At 65.7% G+C, this 20,229-nt stretch carries 19 protein-coding genes and 1 tRNA gene; 3 read left to right on the forward strand and 17 right to left on the reverse strand.

Features of this window, described 5'->3' with window-relative positions:
* Window positions 1-13 precede the first annotated feature (13 nt).
* The 10 genes from NCCP691_RS04365 to NCCP691_RS04410 all read right to left on the reverse strand — a co-directional run bounded on the left by NCCP691_RS04365 (window position 14) and on the right by NCCP691_RS04410 (window position 9,114).
* On the reverse strand, window positions 14-865 hold the full coding sequence (locus NCCP691_RS04365; RefSeq protein ID WP_220807029.1) for an MOSC domain-containing protein: 852 nt from the start codon (window positions 863-865) through the stop codon (window positions 14-16).
* Window positions 866-931: 66 nt separating this feature from the next.
* Entirely contained in the window at window positions 932-2,023 is a 1,092-nt protein-coding gene (gene ychF / locus NCCP691_RS04370) for a redox-regulated ATPase YchF (protein ID WP_220807030.1), read from the reverse strand.
* Window positions 2,024-2,135: 112 nt separating this feature from the next.
* Complete coding sequence (locus NCCP691_RS04375) at window positions 2,136-3,242, reverse strand: patatin-like phospholipase family protein (RefSeq protein ID WP_220807031.1); 1,107 nt, start codon at window positions 3,240-3,242, stop codon at window positions 2,136-2,138.
* Window positions 3,239-3,814, reverse strand: coding sequence for an aminoacyl-tRNA hydrolase (gene pth, locus NCCP691_RS04380; RefSeq protein WP_220807032.1), 576 nt, complete (start codon window positions 3,812-3,814; stop codon window positions 3,239-3,241). Before pth ends, NCCP691_RS04375 begins: the two co-directional genes overlap by 4 nt.
* 141 nt (window positions 3,815-3,955) lie before the next feature.
* Window positions 3,956-4,558 (reverse strand): 50S ribosomal protein L25/general stress protein Ctc, encoded by a 603-nt coding sequence (locus NCCP691_RS04385; RefSeq protein WP_220807033.1) that lies wholly within the window; start codon window positions 4,556-4,558, stop codon window positions 3,956-3,958.
* A gap of 111 nt (window positions 4,559-4,669) precedes the next feature.
* Window positions 4,670-5,620 carry a ribose-phosphate pyrophosphokinase gene (locus tag NCCP691_RS04390; RefSeq protein ID WP_220807034.1) on the reverse strand — a complete coding sequence of 317 codons (951 nt, stop codon included), beginning with the start codon at window positions 5,618-5,620 and terminating at the stop codon, window positions 4,670-4,672.
* A gap of 94 nt (window positions 5,621-5,714) precedes the next feature.
* Window positions 5,715-5,791: transfer RNA gene (locus NCCP691_RS04395), tRNA-Gln, on the reverse strand.
* On the reverse strand, window positions 5,790-6,722 hold the full coding sequence (gene ispE, locus NCCP691_RS04400) for a 4-(cytidine 5'-diphospho)-2-C-methyl-D-erythritol kinase (RefSeq protein WP_220807035.1): 933 nt from the start codon (window positions 6,720-6,722) through the stop codon (window positions 5,790-5,792). Before ispE ends, NCCP691_RS04395 begins: the two co-directional genes overlap by 2 nt.
* Window positions 6,707-7,309 (reverse strand): outer membrane lipoprotein LolB, encoded by a 603-nt coding sequence (locus tag NCCP691_RS04405; protein ID WP_220807036.1) that lies wholly within the window; start codon window positions 7,307-7,309, stop codon window positions 6,707-6,709. Before NCCP691_RS04405 ends, ispE begins: the two co-directional genes overlap by 16 nt.
* Window positions 7,306-9,114 carry a tetratricopeptide repeat protein gene (locus NCCP691_RS04410; protein ID WP_220807037.1) on the reverse strand — a complete coding sequence of 603 codons (1,809 nt, stop codon included), beginning with the start codon at window positions 9,112-9,114 and terminating at the stop codon, window positions 7,306-7,308. The genes NCCP691_RS04405 and NCCP691_RS04410 overlap by 4 nt, the downstream gene beginning before the upstream one ends.
* Window positions 9,115-9,335: 221 nt before the next feature.
* Here NCCP691_RS04410 and mutM point away from each other — a divergent pair, with 221 nt between their 5' ends.
* From mutM to mutY, 3 genes are read left to right on the forward strand one after another with little or no spacing between them, the layout of a single operon-like run.
* Window positions 9,336-10,157, forward strand: coding sequence for a bifunctional DNA-formamidopyrimidine glycosylase/DNA-(apurinic or apyrimidinic site) lyase (gene mutM, locus NCCP691_RS04415; protein ID WP_220807038.1), 822 nt, complete (start codon window positions 9,336-9,338; stop codon window positions 10,155-10,157).
* Between the two features lie 47 nt (window positions 10,158-10,204).
* Window positions 10,205-12,142, forward strand: a complete 1,938-nt coding sequence (locus NCCP691_RS04420) for a dynamin family protein (protein ID WP_220807039.1) — start codon at window positions 10,205-10,207, stop codon at window positions 12,140-12,142.
* Between the two features lie 10 nt (window positions 12,143-12,152).
* Window positions 12,153-13,271 (forward strand): A/G-specific adenine glycosylase, encoded by a 1,119-nt coding sequence (gene mutY / locus NCCP691_RS04425; RefSeq protein ID WP_220807040.1) that lies wholly within the window; start codon window positions 12,153-12,155, stop codon window positions 13,269-13,271.
* Here the strand turns inward: mutY and NCCP691_RS04430 are convergent.
* From NCCP691_RS04430 to ilvA, 7 genes are all read right to left on the reverse strand, one after another.
* Window positions 13,230-14,363, reverse strand: a complete 1,134-nt coding sequence (locus NCCP691_RS04430; protein ID WP_238482311.1) for a GGDEF domain-containing protein — start codon at window positions 14,361-14,363, stop codon at window positions 13,230-13,232. The two genes, mutY and NCCP691_RS04430, sit on opposite strands and share 42 nt — an antisense overlap.
* Window positions 14,364-14,566: 203 nt before the next feature.
* The gene (locus tag NCCP691_RS04435; protein ID WP_238482312.1) at window positions 14,567-15,196 is read right to left on the reverse strand and encodes an LON peptidase substrate-binding domain-containing protein; all 630 of its coding nucleotides are present in this window, start codon (window positions 15,194-15,196) and stop codon (window positions 14,567-14,569) included.
* Window positions 15,197-15,221: 25 nt separating this feature from the next.
* Complete coding sequence (rapZ, locus tag NCCP691_RS04440) at window positions 15,222-16,082, reverse strand: RNase adapter RapZ (protein ID WP_220807042.1); 861 nt, start codon at window positions 16,080-16,082, stop codon at window positions 15,222-15,224.
* Between the two features lie 60 nt (window positions 16,083-16,142).
* On the reverse strand, window positions 16,143-17,081 hold the full coding sequence (gene hprK / locus NCCP691_RS04445) for an HPr(Ser) kinase/phosphatase (protein WP_220807043.1): 939 nt from the start codon (window positions 17,079-17,081) through the stop codon (window positions 16,143-16,145).
* A 13-nt stretch (window positions 17,082-17,094) separates the two neighbouring features.
* A complete protein-coding gene (locus NCCP691_RS04450; protein ID WP_220807044.1) occupies window positions 17,095-17,562 on the reverse strand; it encodes a PTS sugar transporter subunit IIA in 468 nt (155 codons plus the stop codon).
* A 222-nt stretch (window positions 17,563-17,784) separates the two neighbouring features.
* A complete protein-coding gene (gene queF / locus NCCP691_RS04455) occupies window positions 17,785-18,624 on the reverse strand; it encodes an NADPH-dependent 7-cyano-7-deazaguanine reductase QueF (RefSeq protein WP_220807045.1) in 840 nt (279 codons plus the stop codon).
* 53 nt (window positions 18,625-18,677) lie between these two features.
* Complete coding sequence (gene ilvA / locus NCCP691_RS04460; protein ID WP_220807046.1) at window positions 18,678-20,201, reverse strand: threonine ammonia-lyase, biosynthetic; 1,524 nt, start codon at window positions 20,199-20,201, stop codon at window positions 18,678-18,680.
* Window positions 20,202-20,229: the final 28 nt, after the last annotated feature.

Here is a 20,229-nt window from a genome sequence, read left to right on the forward strand (position 1 = left end):
CCGGCGCGCCCGGTCAGAAGGCGAGGGCGACGTCGACTTCCTGGCCGACGCGCAGCACCTGGCCTTCGCCTTCGAGCAGGATGGTATTCATGCCGAAGGCAATGCCGCCGCCGACTCTAGCATTTGTCCGGAAACTTTGCATCACGTCCAGCGGATCCGGACCCGGAACGCCGGTGGCCTGGTCCACCGAGGGCATGTTGCAGCGGGCGCAGGGCTTGACCGGCTTCAGGCGCGCGCTTCCGATGCGGATCTCCTCCGCATGGTCTTCCTCGTAGGCGCCGACGCCGGCGACGACGAGATTGGGGCGGAAGCGGTCCATCGGCAGCGCGTCCCGGCCCTGCGCACGCAGCTTTTCATTCAGGTCCGCGAGCGACTCTTCCGAGATCACCAGCATCGGAAAGCCGTCGGTGAACATGTTCGGCGCCTCGACGGCGCCGGTCCATTCCCTGCTCGACAGGCGTTTGGCGTCCGCGTGGAAGCGCACCAGCCGGCACGGCGTGCCGAGGAAATTGCTGAACCAGACCGCGGTCGTCTCGTCGCAGTCGTAGGCCTTCACCACGTCGTCCCACACCCGCACTTCCAGCGTGCGCTCATCCTCCGGCGCCGGCAGTCCGAGCGGCACCTCCAGCCGCAGCATGCCTGGCGCGCGCAGCTCCAGGGTATCCGCCTTGATGCGCGGGACGATCAGCGCCATGCGCGGATGCTGGCGTTGCGACATGAAATTGCCGTCGGCATCGACCACCATCCACTCGCGGTCGTAGATCTGCTCGCTCATCAGGCCGGCCGGGGTGAGCACCGCCTCGCGCAGGGAGATGCCGGCGCAGGACTTGATCGGGTAGAGGTTGAGCTGGGTGAGGGTGGGCATTCCGGTTTCTATGATGGTTGGTCGCGAATTGCCCGCAGTTCGTCACTGCGGACGGTGGCGGCGCGATCAGACGTTGAACAGGAAATTCAGCACATCTCCGTCCTTGACCACATACTCCTTGCCTTCCGCCCGCATCTTGCCGGCTTCCTTGGCCCCCTGTTCGCCCTTGCAGGCGATGAAGTCGTCGAAGGAGATGGTCTGGGCGCGGATGAAGCCGCGCTCGAAATCGGTGTGGATCACGCCCGCGGCCTGGGGCGCGGTGGCGCCGACCGGGATGGTCCAGGCGCGCACTTCCTTGACGCCGGCGGTGAAGTAGGTCTGCAGGCCGAGCAGCTTGAAGCCTGCGCGGATCAGGCGGTTCAGGCCCGGCTCTTCCATGCCCATGTCGGCCAGGAAGGCGCCCTTGTCCTCTTCCTCGAGATCGGCGATCTCGGCCTCGATGGCGGCGCAGATGGCGACGATCGGCGCGTTTTGTTCGGCCGCATAGGCGCTGAGCTGGTCGAGCAGCGGATTGTTGCTGAAGCCGTTTTCGGCGACGTTGGCGACATACATCGCCGGCTTGGCGGTGATCAGGCAGAGCGACTTGATGATCGCCATTTCCTCGGCGTCGAGGCCGAGCGCGCGCACCGGGCGTGCCTCGTTCAGCTCGGGCACGATGCGCTCGAGCAGCGCGACCAGCTTTTGCGCGTCCTTGTCGCCGGACTTGGCTTTCTTGCCTTCGCGCTGTATGGCCTTCTCGACGGTCGCCAGGTCGGCCAGCGCGAGTTCGGTCTGGATCACCGCGATGTCGTCCAGCGGGCTGACCTTGCCGGCGACGTGCACCACGTTCGGGTCCTCGAAGCAGCGCACCACGTTGACGATGGCGTCGGTCTCGCGGATATGCGCGAGGAACTGGTTGCCCAGGCCTTCGCCCTTGGACGCGCCGGCCACCAGGCCGGCGATGTCGACGAATTCCACCACCGCCGGCACGATGCGCTCCGGCCTGACGATCTCCGCCAGCGCGTTCAGGCGAGGATCGGGCACCTCGACGATGCCGACATTGGGCTCGATGGTGCAGAACGGGTAGTTCTCGGCTGCGATGCCGGCCTTGGTCAGCGCGTTGAACAGGGTGGATTTGCCGACGTTAGGCAGGCCGACGATGCCGCATTTGAGACTCATGGGGGTGCTTTCAATAGAATTCTTGCAAGACCGCGGCCCCGCATCGCGGGCCGCGTCGAAAAACGACAATTGTAACCCTGCCGCATGGGCTTATCCAAAGCGGCGGGACGGATCAGAGCGGTTGCACAAGGGTCGGGTCGGGTTTCTCCACGAAGGCCGCCAGCGCGTCGCGCAGACGGCCGCTTTCGCCGATGGCCAGCCTCCAGTTGAGCACCCGGAAGTCATTGTTCTGTCCGTAGTAGTGGAAATCGTTGCGGTCGGGCAGCTTCCCGCGCGGCAGGGTCTGCAGGAAGGCCCGCGACGGTGAGACCAGGATCAGGTTGTCCAGCCATTCGCGGTTGGCGCCGGCCCCGGCGCGGCGCCAGGGCAGCGACTTGTCGAGCCAGCCGGGAACGATGCGGCTGCCGAAATGCGGATACAGCACCAGCCCGCCTTCCGGATTGCCGGCCACGCGGGAGTAGGGCAGGGACAGGTGGTAATCGATCAGGCCGCCATCCCAGTACGTGCCTTCCGGCGCTTGGGCGATGCCGCGCACCGGCGTCATCGTGAAGGGCAGCGTGCCCGAGGCCAGCAGTGCGCGGCGCAGGTTGTCCGCGCCCAGCGGCGCGAAGCGGGTGTCGAAGTTGTCGAATTTCGCCTTCAGCCAGAACAGCGGGTCGCGGGCATCGCCGATGACGACGCGGCCGAGATGGTCGGCCAGCCGCGAACGCGCGGCGAGATTGCCGAGTACCGCCAGCCCGAAGCCGGCGGAAAGCATGAGATTGCGGCGCGGCGCCCTGAGCAGGCCGCGCCCGCGCGCGACCAGGATCTGCAGCCGGTGATAGGGATGATTGACGATCTCGGATTCATATCCGTCGATCAGGCCGCCGAGCACGTTCTCGCAGGTCTCGGTCACGTATTCGGCGGACGGGCGGTGCGGATAGCGCTGGCTGCAGTACAGGTCGGCGAGGCGCTCGAAGGCGGCGGCCGGGTCCGCCTGGCAGGCGGCCGCCATGCGCCAGGCGCCGATCGAGGCGCCGATCAGCGTGCGCTCGCGCGGTGCGGACGGCAGCCAGCTGCCGAACAGCCACTGGTCGAGCTTCTGCAGGATGAGGCCTTTCGGCCCGCCGGCCGCGCCCGGCACCACCGCGATATCGGCGGCGCGCAGACCGTGCTCGCGGATGTGGGCGAGCGCCTTCGGTCCGGCGTGGATATCGATTGCGTGCGCGGCGTTTTTCATTTGCCCGTATGCAGCTGCATCATCGCCGCTTCGAACTTGCCCTCGCAAAGCAGCGGGATGACATCGATGCTGCGCGAGATCGCTTCATCGATGAGCGGCTGTTCTTCCTTGCGCGGGCGATGCAGCACGAAGTCCACCACCGGCTGCTGGAGATTGAGCGTGCGGGGATGGCCGATGCCGATGCGCAGGCGCCAGTAGTCCTGCGTGCCGAGCGCCGCGGTGATGTCCTTGAGACCGTTGTGGCCGCCCGAGGAACCGCCGCGCTTGATCTTGGCGCTGCCCGGCGGCAGGTCGAGCTCGTCATGCACGACCAGCACCTCGTCCGCCGCCATCTTGTAGAAGCGGGCGATGGCGCCGACCGACTGTCCCGACCGGTTCATGTAGGTCTGCGGTTCCAGCAGCCAGACTTCCTGGCCGGCGATGCGCGTCTTGCAGGCCAGCGCGTTGTAGCGCGACTCGCGCGCGAGCGCGCCGCGCGCCAGCTGGTCGACCAGCCAGAAGCCGGCGTTGTGGCGCGTGTGTTCATAATCCGGTCCCGGATTGCCGAGACCGACGATCAGGCGTATGGGCATGCTTGCAAGGCCCGGCGGCGGAGCAGGGCGCTGTATGAGGAAAGCGGTGATTATCCCGGAATCGGGTATGTGGCGTCCAACGCGCGCACGAAAAGAAAAACCCCGCCGGAAGGGGCGGGGTTCTTCGGGTGCGAAGCGAAATTACTTGGCTTCGCCGCCTTCGGCTGCGGCGTCGTCGGCGGACTGCTGGCCGGCCGGCACGCTGGCGGTGGCGATGGTCAGGTTTTCCTGGCTCACCGCGGTCACGCCCTTGGGCAGCGCGAGGTCGGCCAGGTGGACCGAAGCGCCGGCCTCGACCTTGGACAGGTCGACTTCGATGAACTCGGGCAGGTCTGCCGGCAGGCAGGAGATGTCGAGTTCATTGATGACGTGGCTGATCACCGCGCCGCCCAGCTTCACGGCGGGCGAAACTTCGGCGTTCACGAAGTGCAGCGGCACCTTGACGTGGATCTTCTGGTTGGCGTCGACGCGCTGGAAATCGACGTGCAGCACCAGCTGCTTGAACGCGTGGGTCTGGAAGTCACGCAGCAGGACCTTCTCGGTCTTGCCATCGACTTCGAGGTCGAGGATCGAGGAGTGGAACGCCTCTTTCTTCAGCGCGTGGAACAGCGCGTTGTGGTCGAGGGCGATGGTGACCGGCGGGGTGTTGCCACCGTAGATGATGCCCGGGGTCTGGCCGGCGTTGCGCAGGCGGCGGCTCGCTCCGGTCCCCTGCTCTTTGCGCGGAAATGCGACTACTTTCATGGTTTAGCTCCAAATATGGCAAGGCCAGGCCTTGCGTTTAGGCCCCCCGCGACCAGGGGGCCAGAAAAACCTTCGCCCCGCGCGGGCGGGGTGAAGGTGAATGCAGAAAACTTAGTCGGCGAACAGCAGGCTGACCGAATCGCCCTTGGTGATGCGCTTGATCGTCTCTGCCAGCAGGTCCGCGCAGGTGAGCTGGCGGATTTTGGTGCAGGCCCTGGCCGCGGCCGACAGCGGAATCGTGTCGGTGACGACCAGTTCGTCCAGCGGCGAGGTGGTGATGCGCTCGATCGCGGGACCGGACAGCACCGGGTGCGTACAGTAGGCGATCACCTTCTTGGCGCCGCGCTCCTTGAGCACTTCGGCAGCCTTGGTCAGCGTGCCTGCGGTGTCGACCATGTCATCCATGATCACGCAGTTCCGGCCTTCGACTTCACCGATGATGTGCATCACCTCGGACACGTTGGCCTTGGGGCGGCGCTTGTCGATGATCGCGAGATCGCAGTTCAGGCGCTTGGCCAGCGCGCGGGCGCGCACCACGCCGCCGACGTCCGGCGACACCACCAGCAGGTCGTCGTGATCCTTGGCGATCAGGTCCGACAGCAGGACCGGCGACGCATAGATGTTGTCGACCGGGATATCGAAGAAGCCCTGGATCTGGTCCGCGTGCAGGTCCATGATCAGGACGCGGCCGACACCGGCCTGCTGCAGCATGTTGGCGACCACCTTGGCCGAGATCGCCACGCGCGCGGAACGCGGACGGCGGTCCTGGCGGGCATAGCCGAAATAGGGGATGGCGGCGGTGATCCTGCCGGCGGAAGCGCGCTTGAGCGCGTCGACCATCAGCATGATTTCCATCAGGTTGTCGTTGGTCGGTGCGCAGGTCGACTGCAGCACGAACACGTCCTTGCCGCGGACGTTCTCGTTGATCTCGACCATGACTTCGCCGTCGGAGAACTTGGAAACGACGGCCTTGCCGAGAGGGATGCCCAGCTGCTTGGCGACTCCTGCTGCCAGCTCCGGGTTAGCGTTGCCGGTGAAGATCATCAGGTTTTCAAGCGCCATGGGACACCTAAGTGCAATAGATTGGAGTTGAAAAGCCGCCAAGCTTGACTGGTCTGTCTCGCATTGGCGGCTTTCTTTTTTGCTGCTGTTTTAATGGCAGGGGAACAAGGATTCGAACCTTGGAATGCCGGAATCAAAATCCGGTGCCTTAACCAACTTGGCGATTCCCCTACACAACCGTGTTGCCTGTCATCCTGTCCTGCGACAGCATGCCAGACGAATTCTGGCTTTTCGACTTCAGCAGATGCGAGAGCGGGTGGCGCTCGATCGACCTGGCCTTCCATGCTTTCCATTGCGGGTGCCCGGTCGACTGCGCAGCTTGCACCACTGCGTCGGCGTCGCGTTCCTGCGCAAATGCGCAAAAAACACAGGCGCCCGAACCGGTCATTCTCGCATCCCCGTATTGCCTGAGCCATTTGAGGGCCTCGGACACCGGCGGAAAAAGCTTTTCAGCCACTGCTTGAAGATCGTTCTTTCCGAAGCGGGTGGGCGCTTCAGGAAAGTCCGTTATTCTGACGGGTTCCGAATCTCTTGTCAATTCCGGACTGGAAAAAATTGCGGCGGTGGGCACTTGCACCCCGGGTTCCAGCACCACGTACCAGCATTTAGGCGTCCTCACTTCGGCCAGCGCTTCGCCCACGCCTTCGGCGAATGCGTTGCGGCCGAAGATGAAGAACGGTACATCGGCGCCGAGGCGCAGTCCGAGCGCCATCAACTGCTCGCGATCGAGCCCGGCCTGCCACAGGTGGTTCAGGGTGATCAGCGTGGTGGCCGCGTCGGACGAGCCGCCGCCCAGCCCGCCGCCCATCGGCAGGCGCTTGCGCACCGCGATGTCGGCGCCGGCCCCGCGCTTGTCCGGCACCGCCTGCTGCAGCAGGCGCGCCGCGCGCACGACGAGGTCGCTGTCTTCCGGCACGCCTTCGACTTCGGTGACGCGGCGGATCACGCCGTCGTCGCGCAGGCTGAAATCCAGGCTGTCGCCCACGTCGAGCAACTGGAACACCGTCTGCAGCAGATGGTAGCCATCGGCCCGGCGCCCGGTGACGTGCAGGAAAAGATTGAGTTTGGCCGGAGCCGGGCAGTTCTTCAGGACGCTTGCCATGAGTCGATTACGATGCGGATGGATACCTCGCCCGCCTGTTCCGTGCTGCGGGAGAGATCGATGCGGCGCGGCCGGCCCTCGTCGGACCAGGCGGCGTAGTGAATGCGCCAGCCGTCATGGGTGAGGACCTGGTCCCGGCGCGGCGAGGCAATGAAGCGCCGGCCGTCGCTGTCGGTGGCGAAGCCCTGCAGCCATTCGCGCATGCCGGCCACGGGCAGCGGCCAGCCGAGCGCCTCGGCGGTGAGAGTGTCGACATCCGGCGCGACCCGCATGGGCTGCCCGGGCTGCGCCATGGTGGCGCCGGCGGGACCGGCCTCGATCACCGCCACCGTCTGGCCGAGCGGGGACAGCAGCGTGACCCCGGTGCGCTCCGGCGCCTGCGCCCAGACGAAACTGCCGTGCACCGATTCTTCCTTTTGCGTGCCCTGATAGCGCACCGACAGCCGGCCACCAAGCTCCAGCCGCGCATGATAGTCGCGCTGGGCGGCGGCGGCCGGCGCCGCGCCGGGCGGGGGCAGGGCCGCGCAGCCAGCCAGCGCCAGGCTGGACGCCACGAGCGCCAGCCGCAACGGGCAAGCCCACGTCATAGCCTGACGTTGAGCCGCGCCAGCGTGCTCTTGAGAGTGTCGTTCTGCGGATCCTTGTTCTGCGCGTCGCGCCACAGCTTCTGCGCATCGTCGCGCTGGCCGCGTACCCACAGCACCTCGCCGAGATGCGCCGCGATCTCGACGTCGGGGCGCAGCTCGTAGGCGCGCCGCAGCAGCGCCTCCGCTTCCTTCAGGCGGCCGAGCCGGAACTGCACCCAGCCCATGCTATCCAGGATGAAGGGATCGTCGGGCGCCAGCTTGAGGGCCTTTTCGATGAGGGTGTAGGCTTCGTCGAGGCGGATGTTGCGCTCCGCCAGCGAATAGCCGAGCGCGTTGTAGGCGTGCTGGTTCTCCGGCGCCAGCTGCATGATCTTGCGCAGCGAGGTTTCCATTTCTTCCCACAGGCTGCTCTTCTCGGCCAGCATCGCGTAGTCGTACAGCAGGTCGGTGCTCGTCGGGAAGCGCTTGAGACCCTGCGTGAGCACCTCGAGCGCCGCCGGCAGCTGGTTGTTGTCCCGCAGGAGCTGGCCCTCGGCGATGATCAGCTGGGCCTGTTCGCGCTCGCCTTCGGCGGGCAGGTCGCGCAGCAGCTTGCGGGCCGCCTCGAGCTCGCCGCGCTTGGCCATGACCTGGGCGCGCTTGAGCTGCGCCTGCAGATAGGCTTCGCCCGGTTCGATCTGTTCCAGCCACTTCAGCACCGCGGCACTGTCCTTGCGCTCTTCCGCGATCTGCGCCAGCAGCAGCAGGGCCTGCGAGGGATCGCGGTCCTCGTCCGGCTTTTCTTCCACCACGGCGAGATAGTCGGTCAGGTAGCGTTCCGCCGCCTTCAGGTCATTCGTCTGCGCCGCCAGCACGCCGAGTGCGTAAAGCGAGGTCGCGTCCTTCGGGTCGTTCTTGAGCAGCGCTTCGAAGTCGCGCCGGGCCCTGCCGTATTCCTTCATCTCGACCAGCATGCGGGCATGGGCGAGGCGCACGTCGCGCGAATTCGGGTAGCGGTTCAGGAAATCCTGCAGCCGCTTGACCGCGGCCTCCTTGTCGGGCGTGACCTGGGCCAGCGCCAGCGCGGCGAGTTCGGAATCGGGCTTGATACGCAGGGCCGCCTCGGCTTCCTTGCGTGCGCGCTCGGCGTCGCCGTTGCCGAACGCGGCCTGCGCCAGCGCGAGCCGCGCTTCCGGCAGATCGCCGTACGGCGCGAGCACGTCTTCCAGCAGCGCGAAGGCGGCCGCCTTGTCCTTTGCCCGGGCCAGCAGTCGCTGCATCTGGAAGGCCAGCAGGCCGCGGGTCTGCGGACGGGCTTCCTTCAGACGCTGTTCGAGTATCGGCCTGGCTTCGGCCAGGTTTTCGCCGAGGATGGCGAAGCTCAGGTAGTACTGCGCCGCCTCGTCGGATTCGGGGGCGATGGTACGCCAGAGGCGCACCGCGGCCATGGCTTCATCCACCTGCTTGGCGGCCAGCGCGATCTCCGCCGCGCGCCGGGCCAGGCGCGGGTCGCGGGTCTGCTGCGCCGCGCTCATCACCGTCACATAGGCCGACTGCCATTCGCCGCGCTGCAGCGCGATCTCGGAGCTCAGCAGCTTGAACAGCAGTTCCTCGGTGAGTTCCGCCGCGGGCAGGTTTTCCTCCTGCTTGTCTTCCTCGGATGCATTGCCGCGCGCGGCCTGCGAAAGGGCGACCTTCTTGGTCCGGCCCTGCGACGAAGCGGTCTGCTCCGAGGCCAGCGGCGGAATGTCGGTCTTCTGCGGCGCCTTGCTTGCGCATGCCGCCAGGACCAGCGGCAGCGTTACAATGAGAAGCGTGTTTTTCAAGGGGATTTCCCGAAGATTAAAGCTGTGGGCATTTTACGCCCAATGTCCGGCGGACGCGCCCGCGCCGCCTTGCCTGTCCTGCCCGTCCCGCCTGCTGGTTGGTGGCGGGGAGTCGCGCGGTGTTCCCCGCGATCCGTTTTTTTCCGGCCGCCGGCGTGTCGCGTAGAGATAGCACGGCCGCGCGGCGTCAAATTTGTCATTCTGCAAAAAGCCAGCCTTCCATGCCCGAATTGCCCGAAGTCGAAGTCACCCGCCGCGGTGTCGCACCGCACCTGGAGGAGCGCGAGGTAAGCGATGTCATCCTGCGCCATACCGGCCTGCGCTGGCCTTTTCCGCCGCGGTTGCCGGATCTGCTGCGCGGACGGCGCATCCTGTCCACCGGGCGCCGCGGCAAATACCTGCTGATCCGGTTCGCGCACGGCACGCTGATCATGCATCTCGGCATGTCCGGCCACCTGCGCATCCTGCCGGCGGGCACGCCGCCGCAGAAACACGATCATGTCGACCTGGTGCTCGGCGATGTCATGCTGCGTATGACAGACCCCCGCCGTTTCGGTGCCGTGCTCTGGCATGGCGTCGAGGAGGGGGCGCTGGAGGAGCACCTGCTGCTGCGCGGCCTCGGTGTCGAGCCGCTGGAGGAGGGATTCGACGGCGCCCTGCTGTACAGGATGACCCGCCGGCGTGCCGCGCCGATCAAGCAGGTGTTGCTTGCGGGAGACATTGTCGTCGGCGTCGGCAATATATATGCATCGGAAAGCCTGTTCCGGGCGGGCATCAATCCCAGGACCGCGGCACATCGCATCGGGCTGGCGCGCTATGAAAAGCTCGCGGCGGCGATTCGCGAGATTCTCGCCGCTTCGATCGAAAAAGGGGGCAGCACGCTGCGGGATTTCAGGGCCGCCGACGGCAGGCCGGGGTACTTCCAGCAGACGTACTTCGTGTATGACCGCGCGGGCGAGGACTGCCGTATCTGCGGCGGCGCCGTGCGTCAACTGACCCAGGGCCAGCGTTCCACCTTCTATTGCCCAAATTGTCAAAAGTAGGATCGGGTGCTAGATTGCTGCCTATCACTCTGAACACCGGGGAAAACGTGAGCAATCTGGTACAGAAGTTCCAGGAATACAGCGGCTGGCGCAATGCCGTGCTGGCCGCACTGGCCCGCTGGCGCGCCGGCATCGAGACGGCCGAGCTTTCCGACGCGGCGGGCGACCAGCGGCTCGCGCGGCTGTCCGCACGCCTGACCGACGACAAGCTGTCGATCGCCTTCGTCGCCGAATTCTCGCGCGGGAAATCCGAACTCATCAACGCCATCTTCTTCGCCGACTACGGCCAGCGCATCCTGCCGTCGTCCGCCGGCCGCACCACGATGTGCCCGACGGAGCTGATGTACGACGAGACCTTCCCGCCGTCCATCCGGCTGCTGCCGATCGAAACGCGCGCGCAGGCGGCGTCGACCAGCGACTTCAAGGAGCAGAGCAATGTCTGGACCGTGCTGCCGCTCGACATCAGCTCGGGCGAAGGCATGCTGGAGGCATTCAAGCAGGTCAGCCTGACCAAGCGGGTGCCGGTCGACGAGGCGCGGCTCTACGGCCTCTATCATGAAGACGACCCGGATGCGGCACTGTCCGTCGATGCGGACGGCATGGTCGAGATTTCGCAGTGGCGGCACGCGATCGTCAATTTCCCGCACCCGCTGCTCAAGCAGGGGCTCGTGATCATCGATACCCCGGGCCTCAACGCGATCGGCACCGAGCCCGAGCTCACGCTCAACCTGATCCCGAATGCCCATTCCGTGCTGTACGTGCTGGCCGCCGACACCGGCGTGACCAAGAGCGACATCGATGTCTGGCGCGACCATATCGGCGCCGGACCGGCGCGCATGGTGGTGCTCAACAAGATCGACAGCATGTGGGACGAGCTGCGCAGCCCGGCCGAGGTGGCCGAGCAGATCGACCGCCAGGTGGCGACCGTCGCCCACACGCTGGAGCTGGACCGCGGCCAGGTATTTCCCATCTCGGCGCAGAAGGGCCTGGTCGCCAAGGTCAATCATGATGCCGCCCTGCTTGAGAAGAGCCGGCTGCCGCAGCTGGAGGCGGCGCTGTCGGAAGAACTCATCCCGAGCAAGCAGGAGATCGTGCGCAGGCAGCTCGCCGGCGAGATCGACGAACTCGCGGCCTCGGCGCATTCGCTGCTGGCCGCGCGCACCCGCAACGTGGTGGAACAGCTGGTCGAGCTGCGCAGCCTGCGCGGCAAGAACCAGAACATCATCGAGCACATGATGAAGCGCGTCGACCTCGAGAAGAAAGAGTTCGACAACAGCCTGCTCAAGCTGCAGGGCACGCGCGCGGTATTCACCCGCCTGTCGACCGAGGTCTTTACCAACCTCGGCATGGACGTGCTCAAGGCGGACATCGCCGAGACCCGGACCGCGATGGAGCAGAGCCGCTTCACCTCCGGCCTGCGCGCGGCGGTGAAGGAGTTCTTCACCCGCGTGCGCTACAACCTCAACCAGTCCTCGCGCAAGACCGAGGAAATCACCGCGATGATGACGGTGATGTACCGGAAGTTCTCGACCGAGCACGGGCTGGCGCTGTCGGCGCCGATGCCGTTCTCGCTCGACAAGTACATCAAGGAAGTCGAGCTGATCGAGGGGATCTACCACAAGCAGTTCGGCGCCGCCGCCATCCTCACGATGCCGCAGATGTCGCTGATGTCGAAGTTCTTCGACTCCATCGCATCCCGCGTCAAGCAGAGCTTCCTGCAGGCCAACCGCGACGTCGAGGCCTGGCTGAAGGTGGTGATGGCGCCGCTGGAAGCGCAGATCTGGGAGCACAAGCAGCAGCTCAAGAAGCGCCGCCAGTCGATCGAGCGGATCCACGTCGCCACCGACGACCTGGAGGAAAAGCTCGGGTCGCTGGAAGAGATGCATGCCGAGCTCGAGGCGCAGAAGGACAAGCTGGCCGCGCTCGAAGCAGAGCTCCGCCGCGCGGTCGATTCCGAGCTGTCCGAACTGCGGGCCGCCGCCTGATCGGATCCTGATGAAAAAATTGCTGGACACGACGCCCGCTTCGGCGGGCGTCGCGCATTTTTCCGCCGCCGAAGAGGGCTTCGCCGACGCCGTGGTCGCCTGGCAGAAGCGGCACGGCCGTCATGCGCTGCCCTGGCAGAACACGCGCGATCCCTACCGCATCTGGCTGTCCGAGATCATGCTGCAGCAGACGCAGGTGGCCACCGCCATTCCCTACTACCAGCGGTTCCTGCAGCGCTTTCCCGACGTTGCCGCACTCGCAGCGGCGGCGCCCGAGGAGGTGATGGCGCACTGGAGCGGTCTCGGCTATTACAGCCGCGCGCGCAACCTGCACCGCTGTGCCCAGCGCGTGGTGGCCGAATACGGCGGGCGCTTTCCCGTCGATCCCGGCCTGCTGGCGGAGCTGCCGGGCATCGGCCGCTCCACCGCCGCCGCCATTGCCGCGTTTTCGAGCGGCGCGCGCGCGGCGATCCTGGACGGGAACGTGAAGCGGGTCTTTTGCCGGGTTTTCGGCATCGACGGATTTCCGGGCGAGCGGCGGGTCGAGGAAGCGCTATGGCTGCGCGCGGAGCGCCTGCTGCCTGCCGCCGGCATGGAGGCCTATACCCAGGGCCTGATGGATCTGGGTGCGACGATCTGCACCCGCAGCCGGCCGTCCTGCCCGCAATGCCCGCTCGCGCCGCGCTGCGTCGCACTGGCCCAGGACCGCGTAGCCGATCTGCCTGCCCGCAAGCCGAAAAAGACGGTGCCGGAGCGCCACGCGTCGATGCTGGTGCTGTCGCACGGCGACGAGGTGCTGCTCGAGCAGCGGCCCGACAGCGGCATCTGGGGCGGCCTGCTGTCGCTGCCGGAACTGGGTGCGGACGCAGGCGAAGCGGATGTCGTCGCCCTGGCGTCGCGCTTCGGCGAGGCGGGCGACAGTGAAAGACTGTCGCGGTTCACGCATGTGTTCACCCACTTCAAGCTGCATGTCGCGCCCTGGCGGATGCGGCTGCGCGGGCGCGCGGGCCTGGCGTCGGACGGTGCGCATGTCTGGTACCCGGTTGCCCGGCTGGAGGATGCGCCGCTGCCGGCGCCGGTGAAGAAGCTACTGCTGGCTGCATTCCGGAGCGGCGACCTGCTCGGTTGACCACTCCACCCGGTTGCGTCCGAGCTGCTTGGCGCGGTAGAGCGCGGCGTCGGCGCGCGCGATCAGGTCGGTGATCTTCTCGCCCGGCCGGTACTCGGCGACGCCGATCGACAGCGAGATATGCTTTTGCGGCAGCACTTTCTGGAAGTCGAGGAAGTGGGCATACACGCGCAGCCGCTCGGCATGCATGACCGCGCCCTTGAGGTCGGTGTCGGGCAGGATCTGCAGGAATTCATCTCCGCCGTAGCGGCCGAGGACGTCGGTGTCGCGGATGCAGTCGCGCGCGGTCTTCGCGAATTCCCTGATGATGGTGTCGCCCGCGAGGTGGCCGCAGTTGTCGTTGATCTGCTTGAAGCGGTCGATGTCGATCAGGCAGATGCAGAACGGCACAGCGCGGGTCTGCGCATGCAGCCTGGCCTGCTCGAGTTCGGTCTGCAGCTGGCGCCGGTTGTAAAGGCCGGTCAGCTCGTCGCGCACCGATTTTTCCTCATAGTGCTCGAGCTGGTAGCGGGTGGCGCGCAGCAGCTGCCGCATGTTCTGGATCTGCTTGCCGACCAGGATCATGCCGGGCAGCGTCAGCGCCAGCACGCACCACTGCACGAGGTCAGCGCGGAACACGAAGTCATGGCCCTCGGCCTGGCCCCGCAGCAGGATGATGGCGAGATAGGCGCTCAGGCAGACTGCCGACAGCATGATCAGCGACAGCGTCGTCAGGCGGAAGATCCCGAACGAGAAGGCGATCAGCATGAAAGGCACCAGCGCGATCTGGGTCGGACGCTCCAGCCAGGCGACGGTCAGCATGATTGCCAGCGACACCACGAGCTGCGGCAGCATCAGGCTGGGATCGCGGTAGCGGGTGTGATGGCCGAAGCGGAACAGCAGATGGAAGCCGGCGACGCTGGCGACCACGACCATCGCGATGAGCACGAAGCTGCCGCCGCTGATGAAGCCCTGCCGGTAGAAGACGAACAGGCTGAGCGCATACAGCAGCGAAATCAGGCCGATCGGGGACACCTGCGGCATCCGTACCGGCTTGATGGTCCGTCGCCGGTTGATCGACTCGGACCTTAAGGTCTCGCGTGCATCATCCATTAACATTCGAAAAGCGCTCAAGATGGTACCTGATGGGCCCTGCGGAAGAGTTTGCCAGGGGAGTGGAACTGCGGACGAAACGACTCCTGCATTTATCCTATGAATGCATGGCGCCGATTTTGCGCACCGACAAACGGGTTTGATATAGGGCCGTCGCCGCGGCGAGGCGGGCGGGAAGCGATTGACGCTTTGCTATCGAAAGCTCAGATGATGCCGTGCTGGGTCAGGAACTGGTGCACCACTTCGAGGCGCGAGCGCGGGTCCTCGAGTTCCAGCAGCGCCTGCCGCGCCTTGAGTGGAATCGGCAGCAGTTCGCACCAGCGATTGGCGACCCAGCCCGCGCTGTCGAGGCGCAGCGGCTGCGAGAACGGACTGATGAAGTCTTTCCCCTGCTCGGCGCGACCCTGACGCTCGACGTTTTCGATCACGGTCTTGAGCGCGCCGGCGCAGGCCACGTGCAGCGCATCCGCCGCGGGCATGCCGTCCGGCGCGAGCATGTGAACCCTTGCTTCCAGCCGCTGGTCCGGCAGCACGCGCGTGTCCTCGATGCGAAAGCGTTCGCCGCCCTCGGTCACCAGGCTCATGAGGCCGAGCTGCGCCATGTCCCAGTCGCGCATGTGGGCCAGCGTGCCGACCCGTTCCGGCTCGGCGGCGGCGCCGACCTCCTGCCCCGCGCGTATGAGCACCACTCCGAAAGGCCGCTCCTGCTTCATGCATTCGCGCACCATGTCGATATAGCGCGTCTCGAATACCCGCAGCGGCAGCACGCCCTGCGGGAAGAGCACGGTATTGAGCGGGAACAGCGGCAGCCAGGCCTCGGTTTGCGGCAGCATGATGGGAAGGAGTGCGGTGTACGCGTCAGGAGAGTTCGCGGTGGCGCACGAGCACACGCTCGCTCGCGCGGAAGTGTCGGGCCAGCTGCTCGACCATGTAGACCGAGCGGTGCTGGCCGCCGGTGCAGCCGATGGCGACCGTCAGATAGCTCCGGTTGTCATTCTTGAATGAGGGCAGCCACTTCTCGATGAAGGTGCGGATGTCGGCCAGCAGTTCGGCGACATGGGCCTGCGAGTCGAGAAAGGCGATCACCGGTTCGTCGCGGCCGTTGAAGGGGCGCAGCGCGGTGTCGTAATACGGATTCGGCAGCACGCGTACATCGAATACCATGTCGGCATCGAGCGGCACGCCGAACTTGAACGCAAAGGACTCGAACAGCAGCGTCAGCGGCGTCCTTTCGGTCTCCACCAGGTCCTTGATCCAGGCCCGCAGCTTGTTGGCCGACAGGCCGGAAGTGTCGATCACGTGACCGACGCCCTCGATGCCGGACATGATCTCGCGTTCGAGCTGTATGCATTCGGTCAGCGTCGGCTGTTCGTTGCTGCCGGGAGGACGGAAGCGGTGCGACAGCGGATGACTGCGGCGGGTTTCGGAAAAGCGGGTGATCAGGGATTCGGTCTTCGCCGTCAGGAACAGCACCTTGACGTCATGACCGTCCTGCTTGAGCTGGCGGATGTCGCCGGGCAGGCTGAGCAGGGAGTCGGCGCTGCGCGCATCCATCGCCACCGCCAGCGTCTCGCCGCCTTCTTCCATGCGGGTGGCGACGAGTTGTCGCAGCAGCTTGGGAGGCAGGTTGTCGACGCAGAAATAGCCGGCGTCCTCGAGGGCGTTGAGGCCGACGGATTTGCCCGAGCCGGAGATGCCGGTGATGAGAATGATGCGCATGGCGGCAATCATACCGTAAGGTTCCGGCAATCGCTCGTCGGCGGCCGGCCCTGCCTGCGCCTATTCGTTGCCCATCGCCTTTTGCTGGCGCTCCATGAATTCCTTGAGCGTGTCGATGCCGCGCAGCTGCAGGATGGTGTTGCGCACCGCGGCTTCGAGCAGCACGGCGAGGTTGCGGCCGGCTTCGACCGGGATCACCACCTTGCGGATCGGCAGGCCGAGCACTTCCTCGGTCTGCGAGTGCAGGGGCAGGCGCTCGTAGTTTTCCTCGAGCGTGCTGCGGCGGACCAGGTGCACGATCAGCTTGAGCCGCATCTTGCGGCGCACCGCCGTCTCGCCGAAGATGGTCTTGATGTCGAGCAGGCCGAGACCGCGGACTTCGAGCAGATTCTGCAGCAGCGGCGGGCAGCGGCCTTCGATCATGTTCGGCGCGATGCGCGCGAACTCGACCGCGTCGTCGGCGACCAGGCCGTGGTTGCGCGAAATGAGTTCGAGACCGAGTTCGCTCTTGCCCAGCCCGGATTCGCCGGTGATCAGCACGCCGACGCCGAGCACGTCCATGAATACGCCGTGCATCGTCACCCGTTGCGCCAGCTCCTTGGACAGGTAGACGCGCAGGTAGTCGATCACCTGGGCCGCCGGCAGCGGCGTCGAAAACAGCGGGATGTTGGTCTCGTCGCAGACGGCGAGGATGTAGGGCGGCGTTTCCAGTCCCTCGGCGATGATGAAGGCCGGCGGTTCGCCGTTGACCAGCTCTTCGGTCTGGTACTTGCGCGAGGCGGGGGAGAGCTTGTTGTAGTACTGGATTTCCTGCTGGCCGAAGACCTGCAGTCGTCCGGGGTGGATCAGGTTCAGGTGACCGACCTGGTCCGCCGCGGACGTGGCGTCGCCCGAGATGCGCCGCTCGCCGCCGGGGAAGCCGGCGAACCAGCCCAGCTGCAGCGCCTCGCGGGTGTCGTCGAACAGCTGCTGTATGGTCAGGTGGGTGGACGTCGGCATGCCCGGTGTGCGGTCAGGCGTGGATGCTCGGCTGCCACGCGAGGATGCGGGCGTGGACGGAAGCCGCGTCGGGGTCGGTGGCCAGTTGCTGGCGGAAGGCCTGGTCGGAGAACATTTCGGCGATCTCGGACAGGATTTCGAGATGCTGCTGGGTCACGTGGTCCGGAATCAGCAGGAAGACCAGCAGGCTCACCGGCTGGCCGTCGGGCGACTCGAAGGGAATCGCTTCCTTGAGCCTGACGAAGGCTGCGAGCGGGGACTTGAGGCCCTTGATCCGGCCATGCGGCACTGCAACGCCGTGGCCAAGTCCGGTGGAGCCGAGGCGCTCCCTCGCGAACAGGTTGTCCGACACAACCGAGCGTGCAATGCCGCAGTTGTTTTCAAAGATCAACCCCGCCTGCTCGAATGCGCGCTTCTTGCTCGAGACCTCGAGGTCGAGAACCACATTCTTGGCTGACAGGATTTTTGCCAGATTGGTCATTTTGGGAAAAGCCTATGGTGCACTGCACAAAACACGGTGTCGAGACGCATTATAGGCCTCTTCGGCGAATGCGCAATCTACAGCTTAGGATTGCATCCGCCCTGTCCATTGATGCCGGACATGAAACCCATGCGCGCCGAACGCGTCGCGTCATAACTGCCACACGCGTGGCGCTTCGACCGCCGACGGCCGGAAAAGTTTTCCGGCCAGAATTGCAAGCGCTCACTGCCTCGCGTTGCGATCGTTCGAAGGCCGCTGCCCGGTGCTGAAGTTGGTGCGCCAGGGATTGATGTCAAGACCGCCGCGCCGCGTGTATCGCGCGTACACCGCAAGTTTCTGTGGCTTGCACCGGCGCAGGATATCCATGAACACCCGTTCCACGCACTGTTCGTGGAATTCGTTGTGATTGCGGAAGCCGATCAGGTAGCGCAGCAGGCTTTCCTGGTCGATCGGCGGTCCGACGTAGCGGATCTGCACGCTGCCCCAGTCGGGCTGGCCGGTCACGAGGCAGTTCGACTTCAGCAGATGCGACACCAGCACTTCCTCGACCGGCGATTCATCGAACCTGGCGACGAGCAGGGACGGGTCCGGCGTGTAAGTGTCCACATCGATGTCGAGGCGGTCCAGCAGCAAGCCTTCGAGTTCGCCCATCTTCAGGTTGCCGAAGGCATCGGGCAGGGTCAGCCTGACCTGGACGGAACTGCCGAAGCCGTCGGAGAGATCGGCGCGCAGCATGTCGGCCAAAGCTTCCGGACTCGCGACCCGGGTCTGGTTGAAGGAATTCAGGTAGAGCTTGAGCGACTTCGATTCGATGATGTTGGGAGAGTCGGCGGGCACCATGAAAGTACCGACCGCCACCTGCGGCTTGCCGCGCATGTTCAGCCACGACAGCTCATAGGCGTTCCAGATGTCCATGCCGAAGAAGGGCAGGGTGCCGCTGATGCCGATTTCCTCGCGCTTGGCCTGGCGCGGGATCGGAAACAGCAGCGCCGGCGAGTACTCCGCCTGATACGCAGTGGGTTTGCCGAGCGGCGAGGCATCCGGCTGGTTGGGGGTGGTCATACGAAAATACCAATAGACAGGACCGGGCGGCTGGCGTTCGCCCGGTCCGGGGATTACAGGAACAGCTTGTACGCCGGGTTCTCGCTTTCGTCCCAGTAGCGGTAGCCGAGCCCGGAGAGGAAGTTGCGGAAGGCCTTCATTTCCTTTTTCGGCACCTGCAGGCCGACCAGGATGCGCCCGACGTCGCCGCCCTGGTTGCGGTAATGGAACAGGCTGATGTTCCAGTTGGGCGCCATGCAGTCGAGGAAGCGCATCAGCGCGCCCGGGCGCTCGGGGAATTCGAAGCGATACAGCAGTTCGTCGTGCGCCAGCGGACTCTTGCCGCCCACCAGATGACGGATGTGCAGCTTGGCCAGTTCGTCATGGGTCAGGTCCAGCGTCCTGAAGCCGTGCTTCTCATAGTTCTTCGTGATGCGGCCGGGCTCCTCGCTGCTCGAGATCTGCAGGCCGACGAATACGTGCGCGGTCTTTTCGTCGCTGATGCGGTAGACGAACTCGGTCACGTTGCGCGGGCCGGTCAGCTCGCAGAAGCGCCTGAAGCTGCCGCGCTCCTCGGGAATCGTGACCGCGAACACGGCTTCGCGCGCCTCGCCCACCTCGGCGCGGTCGGCGACGAAGCGCAGGCGGTCGAAGTTCATGTTGGCGCCGCAGGCGATGGTGACGAGGTTCTCGTTGCGCAGCGGCTTCTTGGAGGCGCGCGAGCGCTCGATGTATTCCTTGGCGCCGGCCACCGCCAGCGCGCCGGAGGGCTCGAGGATGCTGCGCGTGTCCTGGAACACATCCTTGAGCGCGGCGCAGACCGCATCGGTGTCGACCAGGATCACGTCGTCCACATACTGCTTCGCGAGGCGGAAAGTCTCCTCGCCGACCAGCTTGACCGCGGTGCCGTCGCAGAACAGGCCGACGTCCGGCAGCGCGACGCGGCGGCCCGCCTTCAGGCTGCGCGCCATGGCGTCGGAGTCGGTCGACTGCACGCCGATGATCTTGATGTCCGGCCGCACCGCCTTGACGTAGGCCGCCACGCCGGAGATCAGGCCGCCGCCGCCGATGGCCGCGAAGATCGCGTGTATCGGCCCCGGATGCTGGCGCAGGATCTCCATGCCGATGGTGCCCTGGCCGGCGATCACGTCGGGATCGTCGAAGGGATGGACGAAGGTCAGCTTGTGCTTCTTTTCCAGCGTCAGCGCGTGGTTGTAGGCGTCGGTATAGGAATCGCCGAACAGCACGACCTCGCCGCCGCGCGCCTTCACCGCTTCGATCTTGACCGGCGGGGTGGTGGTCGGCATCACGATCACCGCGCGGCAGCCGAGACGGCTGGCGGAGAGCGCCACGCCCTGCGCGTGGTTGCCGGCCGAGGCGCAGATCACGCCGCGCTTGAGCTGCGCCGGGCTGAGATGCGCCATCTTGTTGTAGGCGCCGCGCAGCTTGAAGCTGAAGACGCTCTGCATGTCCTCGCGCTTGAGGTGAATTCGGTTGCCCATCCGCTCGGACAGGGTGGGGGCGAGCTCCAGCGGCGATTCGACCGCGACGTCGTAGACGCGGGCAGTGAGGATCTTCTTGAGATAGTCGGTTGTCATGGGCCAGTGCGTTGTTCGGTTCCCGACG

Source organism: Noviherbaspirillum aridicola (assembly GCF_019656455.1).
Taxonomy (GTDB): Bacteria; Pseudomonadota; Gammaproteobacteria; order Burkholderiales; family Burkholderiaceae_D; genus Noviherbaspirillum; species Noviherbaspirillum aridicola.

Bases quoted from the DNA above. Each gene is read 5' to 3' on its own strand.
- NCCP691_RS04365 (WP_220807029.1), bottom strand. From the start codon at position 865: ATGCCCACCCTCACCCAGCTCAACCTCTACCCGATCAAGTCCTGCGCC.
- ychF (WP_220807030.1), bottom strand. From the start codon at position 2,023: ATGAGTCTCAAATGCGGCATCGTCGGCCTGCCTAACGTCGGCAAATCC.
- NCCP691_RS04375 (WP_220807031.1), bottom strand. From the start codon at position 3,242: ATGAAAAACGCCGCGCACGCAATCGATATCCACGCCGGACCGAAGGCG.
- pth (WP_220807032.1), bottom strand. From the start codon at position 3,814: ATGCCCATACGCCTGATCGTCGGTCTCGGCAATCCGGGACCGGATTAT.
- NCCP691_RS04385 (WP_220807033.1), bottom strand. From the start codon at position 4,558: ATGAAAGTAGTCGCATTTCCGCGCAAAGAGCAGGGGACCGGAGCGAGC.
- NCCP691_RS04390 (WP_220807034.1), bottom strand. From the start codon at position 5,620: ATGGCGCTTGAAAACCTGATGATCTTCACCGGCAACGCTAACCCGGAG.
- ispE (WP_220807035.1), bottom strand. From the start codon at position 6,722: ATGGCAAGCGTCCTGAAGAACTGCCCGGCTCCGGCCAAACTCAATCTT.
- NCCP691_RS04405 (WP_220807036.1), bottom strand. From the start codon at position 7,309: ATGACGTGGGCTTGCCCGTTGCGGCTGGCGCTCGTGGCGTCCAGCCTG.
- mutM (WP_220807038.1), top strand. From the start codon at position 9,336: ATGCCCGAATTGCCCGAAGTCGAAGTCACCCGCCGCGGTGTCGCACCG.
- mutY (WP_220807040.1), top strand. From the start codon at position 12,153: ATGAAAAAATTGCTGGACACGACGCCCGCTTCGGCGGGCGTCGCGCAT.
- NCCP691_RS04430 (WP_238482311.1), bottom strand. From the start codon at position 14,363: ATGGATGATGCACGCGAGACCTTAAGGTCCGAGTCGATCAACCGGCGA.
- NCCP691_RS04435 (WP_238482312.1), bottom strand. From the start codon at position 15,196: ATGCTGCCGCAAACCGAGGCCTGGCTGCCGCTGTTCCCGCTCAATACC.
- rapZ (WP_220807042.1), bottom strand. From the start codon at position 16,082: ATGCGCATCATTCTCATCACCGGCATCTCCGGCTCGGGCAAATCCGTC.
- hprK (WP_220807043.1), bottom strand. From the start codon at position 17,081: ATGCCGACGTCCACCCACCTGACCATACAGCAGCTGTTCGACGACACC.
- NCCP691_RS04450 (WP_220807044.1), bottom strand. From the start codon at position 17,562: ATGACCAATCTGGCAAAAATCCTGTCAGCCAAGAATGTGGTTCTCGAC.
- queF (WP_220807045.1), bottom strand. From the start codon at position 18,624: ATGACCACCCCCAACCAGCCGGATGCCTCGCCGCTCGGCAAACCCACT.
- ilvA (WP_220807046.1), bottom strand. From the start codon at position 20,201: ATGACAACCGACTATCTCAAGAAGATCCTCACTGCCCGCGTCTACGAC.